This is a genomic window from Bradyrhizobium sp. BR14999 (assembly GCF_056106085.1).
Genome location: NZ_CM148536.1, coordinates 4,890,910 through 4,911,398, shown reverse-complemented (window position 1 = coordinate 4,911,398; position 20,489 = coordinate 4,890,910). Strand labels below are relative to the sequence as shown.

Annotated in this window: 22 protein-coding genes; 7 read left to right on the top strand and 15 right to left on the bottom strand. The window is 59.4% G+C overall.

The window, feature by feature from the left end:
• Positions 1-3 precede the first annotated feature (3 nt).
• Genes ACR9YP_RS22815 through ACR9YP_RS22795 form a run of 5 tightly spaced genes read right to left on the bottom strand, consistent with a single transcriptional unit; the run spans position 4 to position 4,203 of the window.
• Entirely contained in the window at positions 4-912 is a 909-nt protein-coding gene (locus ACR9YP_RS22815) for a glyoxalase (protein WP_474217129.1), read from the bottom strand.
• Between the two features lie 28 nt (positions 913-940).
• On the bottom strand, positions 941-1,360 hold the full coding sequence (locus ACR9YP_RS22810) for a DoxX family protein (RefSeq protein WP_438107907.1): 420 nt from the start codon (positions 1,358-1,360) through the stop codon (positions 941-943).
• A gap of 1 nt (position 1,361) precedes the next feature.
• On the bottom strand, positions 1,362-3,245 hold the full coding sequence (locus ACR9YP_RS22805; protein ID WP_474217128.1) for an amidohydrolase: 1,884 nt from the start codon (positions 3,243-3,245) through the stop codon (positions 1,362-1,364).
• On the bottom strand, positions 3,242-3,526 hold the full coding sequence (locus tag ACR9YP_RS22800) for a XapX domain-containing protein (RefSeq protein WP_474217127.1): 285 nt from the start codon (positions 3,524-3,526) through the stop codon (positions 3,242-3,244). The genes ACR9YP_RS22805 and ACR9YP_RS22800 overlap by 4 nt, the downstream gene beginning before the upstream one ends.
• Before the next feature lie 32 nt (positions 3,527-3,558).
• Complete coding sequence (locus tag ACR9YP_RS22795; protein ID WP_438107905.1) at positions 3,559-4,203, bottom strand: hydrolase; 645 nt, start codon at positions 4,201-4,203, stop codon at positions 3,559-3,561.
• Positions 4,204-4,656: 453 nt separating this feature from the next.
• Between ACR9YP_RS22795 and ACR9YP_RS22790 the strand changes: the two genes are divergently transcribed.
• Both ACR9YP_RS22790 and ACR9YP_RS22785 read left to right on the top strand, forming a co-directional pair.
• Positions 4,657-5,073: a winged helix-turn-helix transcriptional regulator gene (locus ACR9YP_RS22790; protein ID WP_438107904.1), complete on the top strand. Its 417-nt coding sequence runs from the start codon at positions 4,657-4,659 to the stop codon at positions 5,071-5,073.
• 321 nt (positions 5,074-5,394) lie between these two features.
• Positions 5,395-6,027, top strand: coding sequence for a TetR/AcrR family transcriptional regulator (locus tag ACR9YP_RS22785; protein ID WP_474217125.1), 633 nt, complete (start codon positions 5,395-5,397; stop codon positions 6,025-6,027).
• A gap of 142 nt (positions 6,028-6,169) precedes the next feature.
• On the opposite strand, the gene ACR9YP_RS22780 is transcribed toward ACR9YP_RS22785, so the two are convergent.
• On the bottom strand, positions 6,170-6,403 hold the full coding sequence (locus ACR9YP_RS22780) for a cupin domain-containing protein (RefSeq protein ID WP_474217124.1): 234 nt from the start codon (positions 6,401-6,403) through the stop codon (positions 6,170-6,172).
• Between the two features lie 86 nt (positions 6,404-6,489).
• Here ACR9YP_RS22780 and tnpA point away from each other — a divergent pair, with 86 nt between their 5' ends.
• The 4 genes from tnpA to ACR9YP_RS22760 are packed head-to-tail and all read left to right on the top strand — an operon-like array spanning position 6,490 to position 9,519.
• Positions 6,490-6,939 carry an IS66-like element accessory protein TnpA gene (tnpA, locus tag ACR9YP_RS22775; RefSeq protein WP_474217123.1) on the top strand — a complete coding sequence of 150 codons (450 nt, stop codon included), beginning with the start codon at positions 6,490-6,492 and terminating at the stop codon, positions 6,937-6,939.
• Positions 6,936-7,289, top strand: coding sequence for an IS66 family insertion sequence element accessory protein TnpB (gene tnpB / locus ACR9YP_RS22770; protein WP_474217122.1), 354 nt, complete (start codon positions 6,936-6,938; stop codon positions 7,287-7,289). Before tnpA ends, tnpB begins: the two co-directional genes overlap by 4 nt.
• Positions 7,290-7,339: 50 nt before the next feature.
• Positions 7,340-8,899 (top strand): IS66 family transposase, encoded by a 1,560-nt coding sequence (gene tnpC / locus ACR9YP_RS22765; protein ID WP_474221018.1) that lies wholly within the window; start codon positions 7,340-7,342, stop codon positions 8,897-8,899.
• A 29-nt stretch (positions 8,900-8,928) separates the two neighbouring features.
• Entirely contained in the window at positions 8,929-9,519 is a 591-nt protein-coding gene (locus tag ACR9YP_RS22760) for a UPF0149 family protein (RefSeq protein WP_474217121.1), read from the top strand.
• A 350-nt stretch (positions 9,520-9,869) separates the two neighbouring features.
• Here the strand turns inward: ACR9YP_RS22760 and ACR9YP_RS22755 are convergent, their stop codons facing one another.
• The 9 genes from ACR9YP_RS22755 to ACR9YP_RS22715 all read right to left on the bottom strand — a co-directional run bounded on the left by ACR9YP_RS22755 (position 9,870) and on the right by ACR9YP_RS22715 (position 18,807).
• Entirely contained in the window at positions 9,870-10,358 is a 489-nt protein-coding gene (locus ACR9YP_RS22755) for a VOC family protein (protein ID WP_474217120.1), read from the bottom strand.
• 5 nt (positions 10,359-10,363) lie between these two features.
• On the bottom strand, positions 10,364-11,221 hold the full coding sequence (locus ACR9YP_RS22750) for an alpha/beta fold hydrolase (RefSeq protein WP_474217119.1): 858 nt from the start codon (positions 11,219-11,221) through the stop codon (positions 10,364-10,366).
• Positions 11,222-11,528: 307 nt separating this feature from the next.
• Positions 11,529-12,161, bottom strand: coding sequence for a response regulator transcription factor (locus ACR9YP_RS22745; RefSeq protein WP_438107899.1), 633 nt, complete (start codon positions 12,159-12,161; stop codon positions 11,529-11,531).
• Between the two features lie 49 nt (positions 12,162-12,210).
• Positions 12,211-12,585: a response regulator transcription factor gene (locus tag ACR9YP_RS22740; RefSeq protein ID WP_474217118.1), complete on the bottom strand. Its 375-nt coding sequence runs from the start codon at positions 12,583-12,585 to the stop codon at positions 12,211-12,213.
• The gene (locus ACR9YP_RS22735) at positions 12,582-14,756 is read right to left on the bottom strand and encodes a PAS domain-containing sensor histidine kinase (protein ID WP_438107898.1); all 2,175 of its coding nucleotides are present in this window, start codon (positions 14,754-14,756) and stop codon (positions 12,582-12,584) included. The genes ACR9YP_RS22740 and ACR9YP_RS22735 overlap by 4 nt, the downstream gene beginning before the upstream one ends.
• 592 nt (positions 14,757-15,348) lie before the next feature.
• Positions 15,349-16,383 (bottom strand): LysR family transcriptional regulator, encoded by a 1,035-nt coding sequence (locus ACR9YP_RS22730; protein WP_438107897.1) that lies wholly within the window; start codon positions 16,381-16,383, stop codon positions 15,349-15,351.
• A 427-nt stretch (positions 16,384-16,810) separates the two neighbouring features.
• Positions 16,811-17,080, bottom strand: a complete 270-nt coding sequence (locus ACR9YP_RS22725; RefSeq protein ID WP_438110724.1) for a XapX domain-containing protein — start codon at positions 17,078-17,080, stop codon at positions 16,811-16,813.
• Positions 17,081-17,183: 103 nt separating this feature from the next.
• Positions 17,184-17,864, bottom strand: a complete 681-nt coding sequence (locus ACR9YP_RS22720; protein WP_438107896.1) for an isochorismatase family protein — start codon at positions 17,862-17,864, stop codon at positions 17,184-17,186.
• Between the two features lie 817 nt (positions 17,865-18,681).
• Positions 18,682-18,807, bottom strand: a complete 126-nt coding sequence (locus tag ACR9YP_RS22715) for a hypothetical protein (protein WP_438107895.1) — start codon at positions 18,805-18,807, stop codon at positions 18,682-18,684.
• A gap of 480 nt (positions 18,808-19,287) precedes the next feature.
• Here ACR9YP_RS22715 and ACR9YP_RS22710 point away from each other — a divergent pair, with 480 nt between their 5' ends.
• Complete coding sequence (locus tag ACR9YP_RS22710) at positions 19,288-20,145, top strand: helix-turn-helix domain-containing protein (RefSeq protein WP_438107894.1); 858 nt, start codon at positions 19,288-19,290, stop codon at positions 20,143-20,145.
• The last annotated feature ends 344 nt before the right edge of the window (positions 20,146-20,489 follow it).

The window sequence follows — 20,489 nt, the reverse complement described above, 5'->3', positions numbered from 1 at the left end:
CCCTCATTTCGGTACGGTCGCGTGAATCTCCGCAATGTATCCGCCGGGGAATTGTACCATGGCTTCAGATCGCCCGTCAGAGCTATAGGGTTCGACAAGCACGGTAGCACCCGAGGCCTTGGCCTTCGTCAAAGTTTCCTGCAGATCTTTCACCTCGTAACCGGTCAGCTCCCGCCCGTAGGGATACGGCAGGTGACCGTCCGTGACCAACACCGTCATCTTTCCGAACGCCGATTCGATCCGAATGCGCCTGAACGTATCCTTCGCTCGGCCGATCTCGACCCCGCCGGCATGCCCATCGTCAGACACAACCTTCCCGTGTGAAAACCGCAAGAAGCTGCGGGTGAAGGCATCCGCCCGCTCCGGAGAGAGATAAACGCGGTTCTCGGGAATGGTCTCGAACGCCGCATAGGAAGGCTTCGTCGTATGCCAGTAGAGTTGCATATTCACGCCGCCCGGCCACTGGATCACCGCATCGCGTCCGATGGGATCCGGAAAGGCCGCCACCAGCACGTCCGCGCCCGAGTCCCTGGCCACATTGATCGCCTCGTCGAGATCCGTAACGAGATAGCCCGTTCGCTCGGCGCCGAATGGATAAGGAATGGGCGTCTTGAATCCGAACAGGGACACGGTACCAACGGGCGTCTGAAGAAGCTGGGAAGTCGTGCTGCTCGGCGTCGGCGTCACCGTGGCAACGACCTGCTTCGTGCTCTGACCTCCGAAGGTTGCGAGAAAGCTCGCCACGAACTTGTCCACGTCTTCGGGAGCCACATAGACATGTGTGGTGTCGTATTGCGCGCCGACACCGACCTGTGGCGCGGTATGCTCTCCCGGATCCCGCGCGATTGCCACGGACGGGGATAGCAGTGACGACACCAGAAGGATTTCAATCAGATGACGTTTGCCGATCATGGGACACCTCGAACACCAAGTTGAAAGCTCATTGCGAGCGCGAGGACAGTACAGACACGAGCACCAGGCCGGCGATCAGCCCCAAATGCTCGAAAAAGGCGTTCACGGCCAGAAAACGATCATGGCCGGCTTTGGTCCAAAAATCGTTCGCGGTGAGCATGGCGACCGTAGTCAGCACGCCAAGCCCGCCGGCTCCGAGCCACACCCAGCGTCCAAGAATGACGAGCACGGAGCCGCCGAGTTCGACGATGATGGCCGCCGTGGCCCAAAGCCATGCCGGCTGCAGACCGAAATGCGCCTGCTCCGCAACGGCCCCCGAAAAATCGAGGGCTTTCTGAACTCCGCCGATCAAGAACGCGGAGACGAGCGCAATTCTGGCCGCCGCGGCAAGCCATGACCAAGATAGGACTGTCGCAACCCATCTCGGAGTATCCGATTTGGCGAACATCTCACACAGCCCAGCAGGCGCAACCGAGTACACCCCAGAAGCTTTTGAGATCCGAAACCGGCAGCCTTCCGGACCATGCGCGCGCATGGTCGTGGCCGTGCACGGTACACGCGTTGGCACAGCCGCACATCTGCATTGCGTTCGCGCGGATGGCCTGTGCCTTGCCGCCCTGTTCCGCCCAGTTGCCGTACCCTCCAAAACTGCGCACCGGAGACCAGTCGGGCATCGCGGGCGGCGGCGCGGTATCGTCGAGAGCTTTGAACTCGCCTGCCCCGTAGACGATGTGCCCGCCGACCACCGTCAGATCGCTCGCGATTTCGGCGATCTCGTTGTCGGCGCAGGAGAAGAAATCCCGATCCGGCACGATCAGGTCTGCGAACTGACCGACCTGGATGCGCCCTTTCTTCCCCTCCTCATTGGAGAACCAAGTGACGTTTTCGGTCCACATCCGCAACGCGGTTTCGCGATCGAGGCAATTGCGCTGAGGATATATCCGCAGACCGCCCACGGTCATGCCAGTCACGAGCCAGGCCAGCGAGACCCACGGATTGTAGGAGGCAACCCTGGTTGCATCCGTGCCGGCGGAGATCTTCACACCCTTGTCCATGATCTTCCTGACCGGTGGCGTCGCTTCGGCCGCGCCCAAACCGTAGCGCTCGACGAAATACTCGCCCTGATAGGCCATGCGGTGCTGCACCGCGATGCCGCCGCCAAGCGCCGCGATGCGGTCGATGGACTGATCGGAGATGGTCTCGGCGTGGTCGAAGAACCAGTGCAGACCATCAAGTGGCGCGTCCTGGTTGACCTTCTCGAACACGTCGAGCGCGCGCGAGATCGTCTCATCGTAGGTCGCGTGCAGGCGCCATGGCCACTTGTTCTGGACGAGGATGCGCACGACGTCTTCGAGTTCGCCCTCCATTTCCGGCGGCATATCCGGACGAGGCACGCGGAAATCCTCGAAGTCTGCTGCCGAGAACACAAGCATCTCGCCGGCGCCGTTGTGCCGAAAGTAGTCGGTTCCCTGCTTGTACTTCGAAGTCTTGGTCCAATTCAGGAAGTCCTGCTTCTCCCCCTTCGGCTTCTGCGTGAACAGGTTGTAGGCAAGGCGGACGGTGAGCTGCCCTTCGTCCGACAGCTTCTGAATGACCGCATAGTCCTCCGGATAATTCTGGAAACCGCCGCCGGCGTCGATCGCTCCGGTGACGCCGAGACGGTTCAGCTCCCGCATGAAATGCCGGGTCGAGTTGACCTGATATTCGAAGGGAAGCCGCGGTCCCTTTGCCAGCGTCGCGTAGAGGATGTTGGCATTCGGCTTGGCCAGGAGAAGTCCGGTCGGATTGCCCTTCGCATCACGCACGATCTCGCCGCCGGGCGGCTCGGGCGTGTCCTTTGTGTATCCGATTACGCGCAGCGCGGCGGCATTTAGCATGGCGCGGTCGTAAAGATGAAGGATGAAGACCGGGGTATCGGGCGCGACCGCATTAAGCTCCTCGATCGTCGGCAACCGTTTCTCGGCGAACTGATGCTCGGTGAATCCGCCGACGACCCGCACCCACTGCGGCGGCGGCGTGATCGCGACCTGCTTCTTCAACATGGCCATGGCGTCGGCGAGTGACCAGACTCCATCCCAGCGCAGCTCCATATTGTAGTTTAGCCCTCCCCGAATGATATGGAGATGATTGTCGATCAGCCCCGGCAGCACGCGCCGCCCTTTCAGGTCGACGATCTTTGTCGAGGAACCGGCGAGCTTCATCACATCGCCAACGTGTCCCACGGCCGTAAACAGCCCGTCTTTGATCGCCACTGCGGTCGCCGCCGGGTTCGAGCGATCAAGTGTCGCGAACAGACCGTGATGCAGGATCAGGTCGGGGCCCTGCTTGCTCATGCTTGTTTCTCCGGATTCTTGAGGCCATCAATCGGACCGACCGTGCGTCGGCCAGGCAGCATGCCGAAAATGTGGGAATCGCAGCTCGAGAGATGGAATGCCTCGACAAAGCTCGAGCCCCGTATCAGGAGTTTGGCGACCGGGACGACCTGCTCGCCAATCAGGATTCCGAGAAGCCCGACCAGCGCCACCAGGGGCGGCGCTGGCGAGCGTACATTGAGGAGATTGTAGATCACTCCGACGAGGAGGCCTGCACCCAAAGACAATACATAAACCTTCATGTCAGTCCTCCTATCTCCTTCGGTTCCGGGTGTTACCGCGGGCCAGCCTCGGAAGCGTGCTCGCCGAGCGCCCACTTGGAGAAGCGGACCTGGATGCCGTAAGGCGTATGAGCGCGAAGGATATCCATAACGCCCTCGTAGGTTTCGGCGCGTGCCCAGTCCTGCTGCAGTTCGAAGACGTATTGGCACGAGGTGATCGGAACGGCGCCGGCCTGCAGCAGGCGCTCCATGGAACGGTTATGCGCCTCGAGCGACAGATCACCGCAGGCATCTGCCGGAACGTAGATTTCGTACCCCTCCTTAAGCATGTCGAGGCTCGGAAACATCACGCATGCTTCCGTCCACAGCCCGGCGATGACGAACTTCTTTTTGCCGGTAGCAGCCACGGCTTTGCGGAAGTTCGGATCGAGCCACGAGTTCATGGACGTCCGGTCGATGATTTCGTAGTTTGGGAACAGATCTGTCACCTCCGGCATGAACGGACCGGAGAACGAGTCTTTGGCAACCGTCGATATTACGGTGGGGATCTTGAACAGCTTCGCCGTCTTGGCCAGGATTTGGATATTATTGAACACCACCAGGCGGTCATGCGACTGCACGCCCTGGTACATTGCCGGCTGATAGTCGATCAGGGCGATGGCGCTGTTTTGCGGGGTAAGCATATCAAGCTTGGGCATTCGAGGTCTCCTGAGTTTGGTGAGGGCAGATCAGTTGGAGGCGGCCTGTAATTGATGCTGTCCGTGCCGTTGCCGGAAGTGAAACGATTTCAGCCGGTCGATGAAAACGCTGCATTTCTCTCCTTCACGCGTTGTGCCGACACAGCGGCGACTGGCGGGACGGCGCCTGCGGCTGCGACTTCCAAAAAGGGCTGAAGATACTACAACTCCAGGCGCCGATGCCTTCTGGTGTTCGCGACCCGAGATTGTGCGCCGCGACGATATTTGCACTGATGATCGCGGGCGGTTTCGATGGGACAATCACAGGCCGAAGCGTGCTACGCTTTGGCGGTTCTGCATGTTCATCTCAACCCACTTCCCGTCCACGTCATGGGATGGGGCTATAGTATCGGCACGGCGCTCATGTAAATTAGGCACTAGCCCGCTACCAGGTTTCTGATCGGATACCGCATCGTGGAAAATGAAGCTCAACCTCCTGAACTCATCTATCCGCCAGAGCTGGAGATTTGGCCATTTCCGGCGGATTGTCCGAATCGGGTGCTGATCGAAGAGATCGCCGACAAATGGACGATCCTGGTGGTTGCGGCGCTCTCGCGAGGCCCGACGCGCTTCAACCAGCTGAAGCGCGCACTAGAGCCCGTCACTCAGAAGTCATTGACGCAGACGCTCCGCCGCCTCGAGCGAAGCGGGATGGTTTCCCGAAAGGTGCTTGATACCTCTCCGGTAGCGGTTGAATACGCCATCACCCGGCTCGGCCGTACGCTTGGCGGTCCCTTCTCGGCGATATACCGGTGGGCCGTCGCATACCAAGACCAGGTCGAGGGGGCCCGACAGCGGTTCGATGCGCAGCGAGGAAAGGCCCGCAAATAATGAAATCATCGCTTGCGGAAAGCGTCGCATTGCGAAGCCGGACGCACTTCCAAGCGCGTCGGAAGTCGCTTGCTTGCCTATCGGTAGCTGGATCCGTCAATAATCCGTTCGTTCGCAAGCGCCGCACGTTCAGGTGCGTCGACTGAACGCACTAGCCTACACGCCTGACAATCTCTAGAATCTCGGAAGGCCGAGCTCGAACGGCAAACTGCATCAGATTCATCTCGCTAGTGAAATCGTTTCACTTTCGCCTGCCGCTTGAACTGGTACCGGCCCTTGCCGCATTTTCGGGGTTTTGAATCAATAACATAGGTTGATATAATGGACCACTCGGTCCACTATAATGCGTTTGGTTCAGGAGCGACAATGTCTCGAGTCCGAGAGTTTGATGAAACTAAGGTGCTGGATAAAGCGCTGCAGGTGTTCTGGCAGCAAGGATATGAAGGCACTTCGTTGAATGATCTTCTCGACGCGACGGGGCTTACGAAATCAAGCCTGTACGCTGCGTTCGGTAGCAAGGAAGAGCTGTTCCATCGGATCGTCGAGCGCTACTTGTCCAAGCACGTTGAATTTCGCCAGGCATGCGCCCTGGCCGAACCAACACCGCGGCGAATTATAGAGCGTCTACTATATGGCATGGCCGATCTGCACGCTGGATCGCGCACGCCCCCGGGCTGCCTTATCACGGGCGCTGCGCTTGCATGTTCACCGGAAACTGAATCAATCCGCCAACATCTCGTTCGCAGCCGAAATGAATTCGGTCAGATCCTACGCGACAGGCTCGAAGCTGTGACAAGCGCCGGGCCGCTGCCTCCTGGCATGACGACGGCCGATGCGGCGCGGCTTGTGGTGTTGACCATTCAAGGCATGGCGGTTGAGGCAAAGGGCGGCGCCACGAGGAATGAGCTCCGGCAAATTGTGCAAGCATTTTTGCTCAGCTGGCCTGAGAATTAATATGCGATTCTGAGTACGGCTTGTGCGCATCGACGCGCCCGCTGTGCCCGATCTCATGCAGATCGGCAATCGCGATAAGCTGCTCTTCGCGTCGCTCGCCCACCGTGAACGGCTGAAATAGTGAACGCCCGGAGTCGGTGTCTCACGGCTTCTTCATCGGGTCGTCAGCAGGGTTCTCGTAGACAGTATCCGTCGGCCCTGAGCCGGTGATCAACACAGTTACCGCCTCGTCACCGGTCATCGCGAAGTGCGCAGCGCCTGACGGCTCGGTGTAAACTGACCCGACGGGAAGCGTCCGGAGTTCTTCCTTGCTGAAACTTGGACCGTAACCGAACATCCAGGTTCCCTGCAGCACCGTGCCGACCGTAACCGGCATGAGGCCTCCACCTCGTCATCGCGCGGTTCGCTTGGGATACAGCCTGGCATGAGGTGATAGGTGGAGGTGAAGCGATGGTAAATGCCATGCTTGATGCCAGGCAGGAAGGCGACTCTTATCGTCGCGTCGAGGTGATCACTGGGGAGCGCCGGCGGCGACGGTGGACGAGCGAGGAGAAGGCCCGGATCGCTGCGGAGAGCTTTGAGGAGGGTGCGAACATCTCCGAGGTGGCGCGGCGCAATGGCGTTTCCCGCGGACTGCTCACGGTGTGGCGACGCCAGGTAGCGGCGGCGGTAGCCGGCAAAGCCCAGAACTTCGTGCCGATCCAAATTGGTGCCGAGAGCGATGGCGGGAGAGCTGGCGAGTCCGAGTGTATTTCGCCGGTACAGATGAAGCCCTTTGAGATTGCCGCGCCGCCGGGCAAGGTCTGTGGAGTGGTCGAGATCGAGATGAACGGGGCGCGCATCCGGGTCGAGCCGGGCGTGGAGCTGGCGACGCTTGCGACGGTGCTGGCCGCGCTTCGAGGGATCCGGTGATCGCGCTACGGTCTGACCTCAAGGTGGTGCTGGCGGCCCAGCCGGTCGACTTTCGCAAGTCGGTGCACACGCTGTCGGCGCTGGTGAGCGAAGCCCTGCGCGCGAACCCGTACTGCGGCGACGTCTTCGTGTTCCGCAGCAAGCGCATGGACAGAGTGAAGCTTCTGGCGTGGGACGGCAGCGGCATGGTGTTGGTAACGAAGTGGTTGCACCAAGGACGTTTCACCTGGCCGCCGATCCGCGACGGCGTTGTGCATCTCAGTGCGACGCAGCTTGCGATGCTGCTCGACGGGCTTGAGTGGACGCGTGTGTCGCCTAAGTCTGTGAAGCAGCCGACCGTTGTCGGCTGAGGGGTGAGGATTTCGCTGGAGCACGGGTCGCGCGGATGTATCGTCTGATCATGGCGATTCGTCCCGACGCTCTCCCGACCGATCCGGCGGCTCTGACCGAGATGGTGCTCGCGCTTGACGCTGAGAACGAGAAGCTGCGCGTAGCAATGCAGACGCTCAAGGAGATGATCTTCGGGAAGCGCTCGGAGCGACTTGCGGTGCTCGTGGACAAGCAACTCGCGCTTGAGCTGGGCGATCTCGAGACCGACGCCACGTTGCCTGTGCAGGCCAACGACGATGCGCCTGCGGCGAAGCCGCCCGGCAAGGTGCGCAAGAAGGCGCGCCGCAACATCGGCGCACTCCCAAAGCACCTGCCGCGCTGCGAGCAGGTGCTGGAGCCGGAGGCAACCGCGTGCCCGTGCTGCCAGGGTCAGCTCCACAAGATCGGCGAGGATGTCAGCGAGGTGCTGGACATCATCCCGGCGATCCTGCGGGTGCTGCGCACGATCCGTCCCAAATATGGCTGCCGCAGCTGCACCGATGGTGTGGTCCAAGCGAAGGTGCTGCCGCGCCTGATCGAGAGCGGCATGGCCTCGACCGCACTCGTGAGCCACGTGGTGGTCTCGAAGTTCGCCTGGTATCTGCCGCTGTACCGACAGGTGCAAATTCTGGCCGGCCAGGGTGTCCATCTCGACCGGGCGACGCTCGCCGGCTGGGTGAAGCGTGCGGCCTGGTGGCTCAGGAGCCTCTATGAGCTCCAGCTGCGCACGATCCAGGCCGCGCCGCGCGTGTTCTGCGACGAGACGCCGATGCCGGTGCTCGATCCCGGACGACATCGCACCCGCATCTGCCAGTTCTGGGCGCATGCGATGGATGACCGGCCATGGGGTGGCCCCGCGCCGCCGGCGGTCGCCTACGTGTTCGCCGACGGCCGCGGCACGGAGGAGATCGCCGGACAATTGACGGGCTTTTCCGGCATTCTGCAGGTGGACGGTTATGCCGCCTACAAGGCGCTCGCCCGCGGTCATGGCGGCGCGATCCAGCTCGCCTTTTGTCTCGCCCATGCCCGGCGCAAATTCGTGGAGGTCTACAAGACGACGCAGTCGCCGTTCGCGCGCGAGGTGATCGAACGGCTGCAAGCGGTCTATGCGCTCGAGGCGGAGATCCGCGGCAGCGGTGCCGAGCAGCGGCTGGCCGCCCGCCGCACCGGGGCCGCTCCGTTGATGGCGGCGCTCAGGGCACGGCTGACCGCCATGGTCGACCAGCTCTTCTCCCAGTCGAAGCTGATGGAGGCCATCAACTACGCGCTCAACCACTGGGACGGGTTGACGTTGTTTCTCCGCGACGGCCGCGTCGAGGTCGACAGCAATACGGTCGAGCGTTCCATACGCCCGATTGCCATGGGGAGGCGCAACTCGTTGTTCAGCGGCAGCGAAGGCGGTGCCGAGAGCTGGGCGATCCTGGCGTCAATCGTGAACACCGCAAAGCTCCATGAGCTCGATCCGCAGGGCTATCTGACCGACGTGCTGGAGCGCATCGTCTGCGGGCGCACCAAGAGCCATCAGCTCCACGAGCTGCTTGCCTGGAACTGGAAGGCTGCCCGCCAGCGCACTGCGCAGGCAGCCGCGTGAGCCCACGTCGCCATAAAGCATCGTCGTCGATGGCCGCCGTCGCGATGCCGCTTACGGACCTCGAGCGATGGCTCCAGGCTCGCGTCGATCGGCATCCCGCCGCCACCAATCTCCCCATGCTCGACGGTTACGTCGCCGCGATCGTGGCCGGACCGGTGTCGATGAGCCCGCTCGACTGGATCTGCCCGCTGCTCGCCATCGATGCCGACGCTTTCAACCACGGCGGCACCCCGGAGTTTGCTGCGATCTCCGCCGTCGCGCTGCGCCATAACGAGATCAGCCAGATCCTTTCGACCGCGCCTGCCCAGTTCGCCCCGATGCACCGGCGCAAAATCAATGGCGACGTCGATCCGCGTCCCTGGTGCCAGGGCTTCCATGCCGCGATGCGGCTCAGGCTGTCGGCGTGGGCACCGTTGCTGGACACCAGCAATGTCAATCACGGCCTGCTACTGCCCATTCTGTTGCACTGTCGCGACGATCAGGGGCGGCCGATGCTTGGACCACCCCGAAGCGGCCGCGAGACCGCCGACTTTCTGCGTAACGCCCACGCCGATATTCCAGCGGTCGTCGAGGCCATGCGCCAATATTGGATGCCGATCCGCTACCCACGCGCCCGCTGATCACCGCAGACGTGGGAGCTCATGCCGGTTACTGCCGACCCGATCCCCTGCGTGATGATGCGCGGCAATGGTCGCATGGGGCGCGACCTTAAGCAGTTGGCTGTACGGCCCTGGCTTGGACGGATCGCCTAGAATCGTAACGACTTGGACCTTGGCGTTGCCCGACCCTCCCACGCCACCGGTTGGCGCGATAGCAGTCAATTCGGCAGGCGACTTGGAGTACTTTGGAAGTTGTGGCGCCGGCGGCTGCGCTGCTGCGGCTGCGCCAAACATGATCGTGCCGACGATGAAAATCGCTCTGCTTCGGAGCATGACTTTTCCTTCCTTTCCCGGAATTGGTCGATCGAAACTCAGGGTGCCGCGCCGGGGCTACTTTTTGGATACTCAAGAAACTCGAGAGTCGCGCCGTCCGGCCCACGCACGTAAACGAGGCGAAGTCCGGTGCGCTCCCCGGACTCCACCTTTTGGACCCGGCTTAAAGCGTTCCACCCCACAGTACTGATCCGCTCCAACAATGCGTCGATGTTCTCGACCCGGAAGGCCACATGTACAGATCCCACATCGCAGGACCGGGGCTTCACTACCTTCCGGTCGTTCGGAGAGCGGTATTCCAGAAGCTCGATCAAATGACCGGGCGCCTTCACCATTGCTAAACGCGCCGCTGCCGCATTCACGCCGACCAGCTCCTCAAGGAAAGAGCTTTCATCGAAGTCCCAAGTATACAGGTGATCGAAGCCCATGACGTCGACCCAGAACGAAAGCGCCTGATCGAGCGACCACACCGTGATGCCGGTATGCTCTGTACTCTCGATGCGAAATGGAGGGCTTGATTCGATCATGCCGATTACAACCTGGCACCCTTGTCCCAGAATTGAACGAGTTGCTCGCAAATGAAGTCCGTTTTTTCCTCGAACACCCAGTGTCCGCACTCTTCGATGACACCGCCCTCTGCCCGGTCCGAGAGTGCCTTGGCGCTGTCGAAGCAGTGCGCCCCAAAGGATCGGCGCCCTCCCCACCCCATGGTCGGAATCGAAAGCTTCTCCTTTGCGAACTCAGCGAGTTGCGCCGCTTTCTCATCGATGAAGGCGTAGTGGTTGAGGCTGGCCCGCAGGTTTCCGGGCTGCTTCATCTGAATAACGTACCGTTGTAGTTCGTCTTCGTTGATCGCGTTGGGATTGTAGGCAAAGTCTCGAAAAAAGTGACGAAGATACTGTTCTTCTCGACCTTCGATCAAGAAACGCGCAATATCCATATTGGCGTGCATCGACAGATGCCAATACGGCACTCTCGGATCCACATAGTCCTTGTAATCGAGTCCGAAGAACGGCGTCTCGATCGTCGCTAGAGACAGCGCGCGCGCTCCTGCCATGTAAGCTAGGGCGACGGACGGCGGCCCTCCAAGGTCGTGGCTGAGAATGTGGAATCGGTCGACCTTCTCAACGTCGGCGAGCTCAAGCAAATCCTGGGCGATGGTGGCCGGCATATAGTCAGCATAGGGCTTGTCGCTGTCGGCGTACCCACGCAGGTCCGGGGCTATGAATCGGTAGCGCTCAGCACACTCCTTAAAGATCGGCAGGAACTCGCGGTGATTTTGAGGCCAGCCGTGGAGGCATAGCACTGCAGGCCCGGAACCGACCGCTACGTAGTGCAGCGTCACGCCATTCACCAAAGCGCGCTTGCTAATCATCTGAGCTTCCACCATTGCCGAGCCCCTCCCGTTGCTATGCGCAAGCTAACAGCATCCATCGATGCTTATGTCCCGCCGTTGCCTCTAACCGTCGCGAAGTCGACGTGGATGTTGTGCAATTTAGCGAGCGCGCGGAAGTGAAACGATTTCAGCGCTCGGATGAGCAGGCTGCATTCCGGTCGCTCAGCGTTCGAATATTGGTACACCAATGCCACGAAGGGCCCGCGATACGCGCTTCGTCACCGCGTTGGCTATACTGACGCGTAACCGAGGCAGCAAAGAGCCAAGCGCTGTGACACCGCCACCGGCTTTCCAGTCGACGCTAAGGATCTAGCTTTGGCGCGATGCTCACCAATTCGGCGAACGAGGTTACGTTCATCTTCCGCATTACCTGGCCTCGATGCGCCTTGACTGTTATCTCACTTATGCCGAGCTCGTGGGCCACCTGCTTGTTCAAGACACCACGAACGATCAGACCCATCACCTGCCGCTCACGTCGACTGAGCAAGGCATAGCGATCTCGCAGATCCTGCACCTCAGCCTCACGGCGGAGTAAGGCGTCGCTTCGATTGATGGCATCTCGAATTGCATCCAGCAACAAAGTATCACTGAATGGCTTAGTCAAAAATTCTACGGCTCCAGCCTTCATGGCTTGGACCGTGATCGGCACGTCCCCGTAACCCGTGATAAAGATGATCGGCATATCGGGGCGCTCGACTGCTACCCGCTTTTGCAATTCGAGGCCATTAAGCCCCGGAAGACGAACGTCTAAAATCAGACAATGAGGAACAGACACGCGTGGGCGCGAGAGGAACACCTGAGCGGACTCGAATATCTCCGGCAGCCAGCCCGCGTTACGTATCAGCAATTCTAGAGATTCGCGTACCGAGACGTCATCATCGATGACGAACACGATTGCGTCTTCGTGTGACATAGCGAGGAGCCCTTCCGCCATCGATTCCTTTTCCAATATCTCACATCAGACGCGTGAGTACTTTCCAACCTCAACTGGCTCCGAACGCAGCATTGAGCGCCTTCAGCAGAGCTTCGTCGCTGAATGGCTTGGAAAGGCACTCAACGGCGCCCTGCTCAAGCATTCGCGGACGTGTTGAATTATCTCCATGCGCGGTGATGAAGACAATTGGAATTCTTTGGTTGAGACGCGTCAGCTCTCTTTGGAGTTCGGGACCAGTCATACCGGGCATCGCGATATCGAGAACGAGGCAGCCCGTCTGCCCTACATATTCAGATGCCAGAAATTCTTCGGCCGACGAAAACGCTAGAGCCGCGTAGCCGAATTCCCTCAGCAGGTCCGGTAAGGACTCCCGCACGGACTCATCGTCGTCGACCACCGACACAAACGAACGTGTGACCATCATACATTCCTCGTGACGCCGCCCTCACCGAGCGTTCCCTTGGCGTCAAGACTGTGCGCGCTAGTTATACTCTCTGCGCTTCGGGGAATTGAAAACGAGAACGTGGCCCCCCAGCCGTCATTCAACGACGCCCATAGGCGCCCATGATGATTCTCAATAATCGAGCGACTGACCGATAATCCAATTCCCATACCGTCGTCCTTGGTCGTATAGAATGCGTCAAAAAGCTTTTCTATGGCCTCACCGTCAAAACCATGTCCCGAATCCTGCACACTCAGGCGAATCCAATTACTTTGCTCCCGCTCCGTCCTGATCGTCAGCGTTCTTGGTCGATCATCGATCATGCTCATCGCGTCCATGGCATTTTGGAGCAAATTCAAGATTACTTGCTGAAGTTGCACCCGATCGCCGGCCGCGAGCGGAAGGTCTTCGGCAAATTCCATCCGCAGGCTGACGCCATCACGATGAAGCCTATTTAGTAGTAACGGAATGACCTCGCGGGTCGCCTCGTTCAGGTCCACCGGCCGGGCTACAGGCGCCTTCCTATTGAAGAGCGATCGCAGGCGACCAATGATATCGGACGCCCGGTTGCCGTCACGAAGCGTACGGCGCACGGTTTCGAGGGCACCTGCGACATTTGGTGGATCCGCGGCTAACATGCGCAAGCAAGTGCTTGCATTAGTGACGATGCCCGATAGCGGCTGGTTGACCTCGTGGGCTATGGATGCCGTTAGCTCACTCATCGTCGTCATACGCGCCATATGCGCTAGTTTCGTTTGCGTATCGCGCAGCTGCTCCTCGGCGCGCTTGCGGTCTTCTATGTCGGTGTTGATTCCGAACCATTTGATGACATTACCGGACTCATCAAGTAGTGGATTGGCGCGAAACAGAAACCATCGGTACGTGCCATCGAAGCGGCGCAATCGCGCTTCCCTCTCTCCCGCTCGGCGCGACGTCATGAACGAACGCCACGCATGAGCCATACCGCTCCTGTCGTCGGGATGAATCGCCGCCGTCCACCTAGACCCTTGGAGGTGCTCCAAGTCGAAGCCCACATAATCTGCGTAGTGCTGATTGACGAAGTCGGCTGAGCCGTCTGCACTAGCAGACCACACGAGCCCAGGAATGGTGTTGATGATGAGATTGAGATTGCGCTCGTTGGCTCGCAACGCTTCCTCGGCGCGTTTCCGTTCCTCGACGTCGATTTGCAGTACACACCAGCGTACGATGTCTCCGTGCTTATCTCGTAATGGAAAGCCGCGGACGCTGAACCATCGGTAGACACCATCGCTGCGGCGATGCCGGCTTTCCACTTCATATGGCTCGCCAGTTTGGACCGCCCGCCTCCATGTGCTGATCGTCGCGGCTACGTCATCAGGATGGACGGCTCCGGTCGTGCTCCAGCGCTTCAATTCATCGGCGCCCATCCCGAAATATTCAAGGACAGGACGATTGACGGCCTCAACCTCTCCATCCACCGTCATAATGGCTAGAGGAGCCGGAATGGCGTCCACTATCAACTGAATATCGATTTCTCGTACGCGAAGCGATTCCACCACTCGCCTGAGCTCGACAATCTCTTGTCTTCGATCTTCGCTAAGGGCAAGAATCTCTTTGGTTCGCCGCCAAACCTCTTGATCTGTAGTTTCGTCAACTCGCGTTCGTTGGCTGAAGAGCCGCGCCTCCTGTAGGCCGCTCGCAATTTGATTGGCTGCAATTCTGAGGCGAAGCGTCTCTGCCTCTTCGGGAAACTCGGCACGATGAGATGCAGCCACCAACATTCCGGTATCATCCGGGAGCCATCCCAGGTGCAGCGATATGGTCGACAGCTCTCTCTCGCCAATCGCAATTCGCTGGATCAAGGGCCAAGTTTTCGGGTCTTGACCCAGCGAAGTGCTTAGAACGCTGCTTACCTCCTGCGGCGCGATGGCTCCGACAAGTGATCTCGCTGTTCGAGCTACTTCAAGATATTCCATCTTGACTGGGTCTTTGAGACGAACGTAAGCAAAGTCCAGGTGGAGCATGTCCACCACGATGTCCAGCAAATCCGGAAGCGCTTGTGAGAACGAGCCATCGCTCCAGATAGGAGGATGAGCAAGGATCCTGTTCAGATCGTTGATACAGCACCGAGAGCACTGGCGCTGCTCAGCAGAATGTTTGCTGTTGACCACCATTTTAGATCGCTGCCAAGGACACCCCGGCGTGCTCAACTTACGCTCGGAGACATTTCCACGTATCCCTTTCCGGCGGCAGCAAACCCGAGCTGTCGCTTCAGAGGCCGTCGACAATGATAGAGTACGATCGCATAACATAAGCTACCATGCCCCTTCCAACTGTCGCAAGTTTGCGCACGCAGAGGCCCTTCCGTTACGACGACCATAGCGCCGGCACTCACTGACACTTCGGACTACGGGTCATCAACTCATACAAGCTGCGGTCACGGCGCCGAACTGCCGTTTCGCCCATGTTCTACTCCGCTGGCTGCTGGTCGGCCACGGGGTCAATTCCTAGCCCGCTCACCGTTGGAGTTGCTGAGAGCCGGCTCGAACGAATTGACCAGCTCTCACGGGAAGTCCCGATACGGCGCTTGATGAAGGTCTTTGGGAGGCCGGCCGTCCTCCACGTCATTCCCTGAACAACTCGTAAGAGGCCACAAATCAAGGTTGCGAACAGCCAAGGTCCGCCCGCTAGAATAGAGTGCCTCTTCGGCGAGGTCCATCGTACCTTGGTGTCGGTTTTTGGAATACAGGAAGTCTTCGACCTCCCTCACGCTTCCGCGGCGAGCCGCTGCACCGATGGGCTTAATATGGGTCTCGCAAACTCAAACAAACGAGCCCGCAGAGGCTCGGTAGCTCGGCTCAATGTGGCGCGCAGCCACTCTTGCGGCGCGTCACCCTCGTTCCGTTCATGCCACAGAACGCTAACGTCCTCCAAAGTCGTTTTGTATGGTAACTCGTGCATCGACAGTGGGTGCCTGCCGACCAACAACTTGGCGAGCGGCCGTGGCACGATAGCCGTCAAATCCGCGTCCTCAAGTAGTGAGGGAAGCGCAAGAAAGTGAGGCAATGAGACAGCTATGCGCGGACTTCGCTTTGCCCCCGAAAAGGCCCGTTCGAAGGCGGCCCTATCGAACATTTCCGATCGCCGGGCCAGCCCACGTTCAGATACATAGCCGTCGACAGCTCCCTCATGCTCGCCATTCAACAAGACCACGGCTATGGAAAGCGCAGAGAATGCCTCAAGCGACGGCTTGCCGAGTTCCCGTGAAGAACTCGTGATAAGGACATCATCGTATGCAAAGAGCGAGCTTGACCCGAAACGCGCAGGCACATCTGAGAAAGTACCGATTGCTGCATCAATCTGTCCGAGATCTATCTCCTCGGCCAGATCGATCCAACTATCCGGCCGGATTACGAGATTAACGAGCGGCGCCTCCCTCCTTAAAATGGTGAGGAGATATGGCAGCATCACCATGGTGGCAAAATCGCTCACCGCAATAGTGAACCGCCTCGTCGAACTACCTGGCTCGAATTTGGGTGGGTCGATCGCCGCCTCCAGTGATTTCCACGCTTGGCGTATCAAAGGGGCCATCGCAACCGAGCGCGCGGTCGGTTGCATCCCCGCGTTCGTGCGAACAAACAATTCGTCGTCGAGCAACTCTCTTAACCGGGCGAGAGCGTGACTAACGGCCGTAGGGCTGACACATATCCTCCGGCTGGCTCGCAGCACGCTTCGTTCCTCCATGACCGCGTCGAACACGCGCAGAAGATTCAGATCAAATCTGTTCAGGGACATCGTCATGGCCAAACTGCGAAAGATGATTACGCGTTGCGGAACTTAGGATGCAGCTCAGTCTCGCTACTTTACGATAGTTTCGCAGGGACATTATTGTTATCGACCTAGATGCTCTCGATCGGGATCATCTATGCGCTCTCTCAGTCAGGTATCGCGAACAGCCGAGAGTAGAGCCCATGAAATTGACTGCTCAATTGCACCTTGGTGTGAAAAATCCTTGTGCTCGTCGGCAGAGCTGATGCCGTGCGGACGAATCGTCGCGCAGTTCCCGGCGCGCTGTCGGATTCGACCTGCACCACGACCTGCACCACAGCATGCGCGCACATAGACTTGTGATACCGTCTTGTGGTACCCGGTTCCGGTAGGTCGCAAATGCCCGTGGAACGATCGGGCTTCGTGGTCAGACCGCGGTGCAGGATGAGGTCCGGAACACTCATGACAAGTCCTCTTTCGATTCTGCCGTATCATCACCGTGCCGTCCCGGCAACATCCCGAACATGTAAGCAGAGCATCCTCCTTCGCGCCATGCAGCCGCGATGATCGAGCCTACGAGCAGTTGCTTGCCGACAGGAAGCAACTGCTCGCCGACGAGAATGCCGAACAATCGGACGAGGGCGACCAAAGGCGGCGCCGGAGAGCGCACGTTGAGAACGCTATAGATCAATCCAACAAGGAGGCCCGCGCCAAGAGACACAACATATATCGGCTTCCTTCCTTTGAACGTTTTGGGGATTACCGCGGTCTTGCCTGCCGTCGCGCGCTGACGCCTTCATGCCGTGCGTACGGCACCCGAACAAAGCTCGACGTCATTTTGCATGTTTTGCGACCTCCTGAGCCTTCTCGTAGCTCTCCGATACCGCGGCGTAGTTGGGCGCCACCAGGCCATACAACTTCGCGAGCTCTGCCGCTTCAGGGCGGGCCCACGTGCGATGAAGCTCGGACAGGAGCGCATTGGTCGACGTCGGGATAACATCGCCTTGGACGAAGCGGGCCAGCGTCGTGCGCGACGCCAATTCGCTCGGGTCGCCGGAGGCGTCAATCACCGCATACACGTCGAATCCAGCTGCCCGGGCATCCAGCGCCGGGAACATCACGCAAACGTTCGTCCAGACACCCGCCATGACCAACGTCTTTCGGCCGGTCGAGCGCACCTCTTCGACGAAGTCTGCGTTATCCCAGGCATTCACTTCACCCTTACGCGGCACGAACACGGCATGCGGCGCGTGCTTATGGATTTCCGGCATGAGCGGGCCGTTCGGTCCCTTCGGCTCAGATGCGGTCGTAATGACCGGGATCTTCAGCAATGTCGCTAGTTTCGCGATCATTTCGACGTTCCGCCGGAGGTCGGCGACGGCGATATCCTTCACTGTTTGGAACAGACCGGATTGGTGATCGAGCAATAGGATCACTGTGTCGGCCGGGTCGATCAGGGCTTGCCCGCCACCAGTCGACAGAACGCTTGACTTGCTCTTCAATGTATTCGCCATAACTTCTCCTTCAGCAGTGGTGTCCCACCGGATCAGCAACCTGGCTAGCCGGCGGGTCTGCTCATACGTTCGTTGAGAGGCCGTCTCGCTGAATGCCGTCGCGACTCCAGATGCCGGACGCTTTGAGGCCCTCGTGCCAAGAAACGCTGCGCAGATCTCAGCAACGATCTCGAGGATGGATGTGGAGCACAAAGCCACAGTCGTCGTTCACGGATTTGACGAATGTTCAAATTCTTGCGCAAAACCGCGCCGTCTTTGGTATCGAACGCACATTAGAGCTGGCGACACTTGATCAACTACGGCTATGGTTGAAATCGTGACTTGGTGCTTGCTGGCCTTCGTTGGCGAACAAGACATGTCTCCAGCGCGCGTCCGCCATCATGCGAAACAATAATTGACCGGTGGCAACGCTATGGGCGAACGAGGATCGACAACCCCTGAGAGTGTGTCAGCTGATTGGGGCATCTCTCCGATTGCAATTGCCTGGCCGGGGCGGACAGCTGGCCTATCGGCCGGCGTATTCGCGGGCCAGAACGCTCAGAGACTCGAAGTCGCATCGCCTTCAGATCCGACAACACACATTCTCGCGGTATCGACTTGCGGCCACCATGCGACCTACGCCGTGGATGGTCGCGAAGTACATGAGGGAATGTTTGAGGCTGGCGCGGTTGAATTGGTCCAAGCAGGCCAAGCACCGGCCGCTATGCTGACGGGCGACTGGCGCGTCATCCACATCTACTTTCCGGCCGCCGATCTCTGGCAACTCGGCGAAGACCTTGGACTCTCGGCAATAGACGCATTCGGGCTAACCTTCACCCTACCCCATTTTGCCCGAGAGCCCGTGCTTGGTCGGATCGGACGCAGGCTCGAGCAGCGATTGCGGCGCGGCGATGTGCCTAGCCGCCTTGAGCTGGACGATCTTTCCTTGAGTCTCGGATGCCATCTCATTCGTACCCACGCAACGACAAAGCCTCCTCGCCGCCCGCGGCCCCGAGCGCTTTCCGGACAAGAGAGCCGGCGCCTCTTGTCGCTTCTTGGCGACGCTCAGGAGCCGGGCCTCGAACAACTCGCTCGCGAGCTGGACAGGAGTGGGGCGGAAGCCAGGTTGGCCTTCCATAAAACCTTCCACGCTACGCCGCAAGAGATCCGCGGCATCCTGAGACGAGGCCGCAGGCCGTGAGTATGGTTGATCGGCCACAATGCTAAACAGTCTGACGCAAGCGCCTTCCGTCGCGGCGATACCAATCCAGACTCAGCATCAGGCCTGCGTAAGGCGCCACTCACAAGAACCACCTGATCTGCGTCGACGGCATGTACGCCAACGGCTTCGCCGCTATCGCAACAAACAACCATACACTATGGTGTAATCGACACGACGCCTCTCCCACTGTCCTAGTAGGAGACCGCATCGTGATGCCCGCCCATGAGTCACCCCCTGAGCTACGCCGACTATTACCGCACTATATATCCGTTTGAACAACAGCACAGATCTGTTGGCGGACTGAATTTGTTTCGTTCGCCGCAGCACCAAGCCGGTGAGTACGTCGAATCTGCCCATGGAGTATCGCTTCAGATTAGCCGCGCGCCTCGGGCGGGTCGGTCTGTCGTCGATCTGGGCGCAGGCCGTTTCAACGCGGATCTGTCCGCACCAAACTATTTCGTCGCGCCTCCCGATCATCCTTGCAGGTACGACCTCACGTCCAACATCGATCTTCTCGTCATTGAATTTTCGTCCAAGGTTTTTTGGGACGATCCTTGGCGCCTCCAAGACTGCGGACCGCTCCATCATGGAGCACGCTATGACACGTTGCCGCTGCAGCTCGCGGAGCAACTTTGGGAGCTAAGCGCGCATGGACTGACGCAATTGGAGGCCGACAGCTTTGGCATGGCGCTCGCGACTTTGCTCGCGCGAGCCTCGCAGCCCGCGATTGGGATGAAACTGGCGAAAGGCGGACTAACACCGAAAGAATTGAAGCTCCTCACTGAGTACATGAAGGGTCAACTCGCGAGTGACTTGTCGCTCGCCGAGCTTGCTGCACTTGTTTCTCGCTCTCCATATCATTTCGCACGCGCCTTCAAGACCAGCACGGGAGTTCCGCCCCATCGCTATGTAATGATGCTTCGGATAGAACTCGCAAAGGAATTTCTGGTAGCAGGCCCCCTTAGCGTTACCCAGGTTGCGCACGCCTGTGGCTTTGCCTCGTCGCAGCACATGGCCACCGCGTTCCGCCGCATGGTCGGAACGACACCGACGGAGTATAGGCGCCAAAGCGACGTTTAGATCATGCGAATAACCACCGACACTAGGCCCTCGTTTATGATCATTTCCTCACTTTTCTGGCTGCGCATTCCCCTCGTGCCGGAACGCCTCCATCAGCCTGCGCAGGCGCCAGACCAATCTGCCGCACTAATGGGTTGTGATGGCAACCTGAGCCATGCCGTCGGGCGGAGCAACCGAGCCGCGGTCGAAGCCGCGTTCGTACTCTCCGACTCGGGTCAAAAGCGGCGGTGAAGCCGTCGAAAGCGTTCGTCCGGTCTGCGCGCCAACCCGATTTGTGTGTGGGGACGGCCCGGCTGCATGCGACAGGCTTGATTTTGGATTATCGGGACAGGCCGACACCTCTC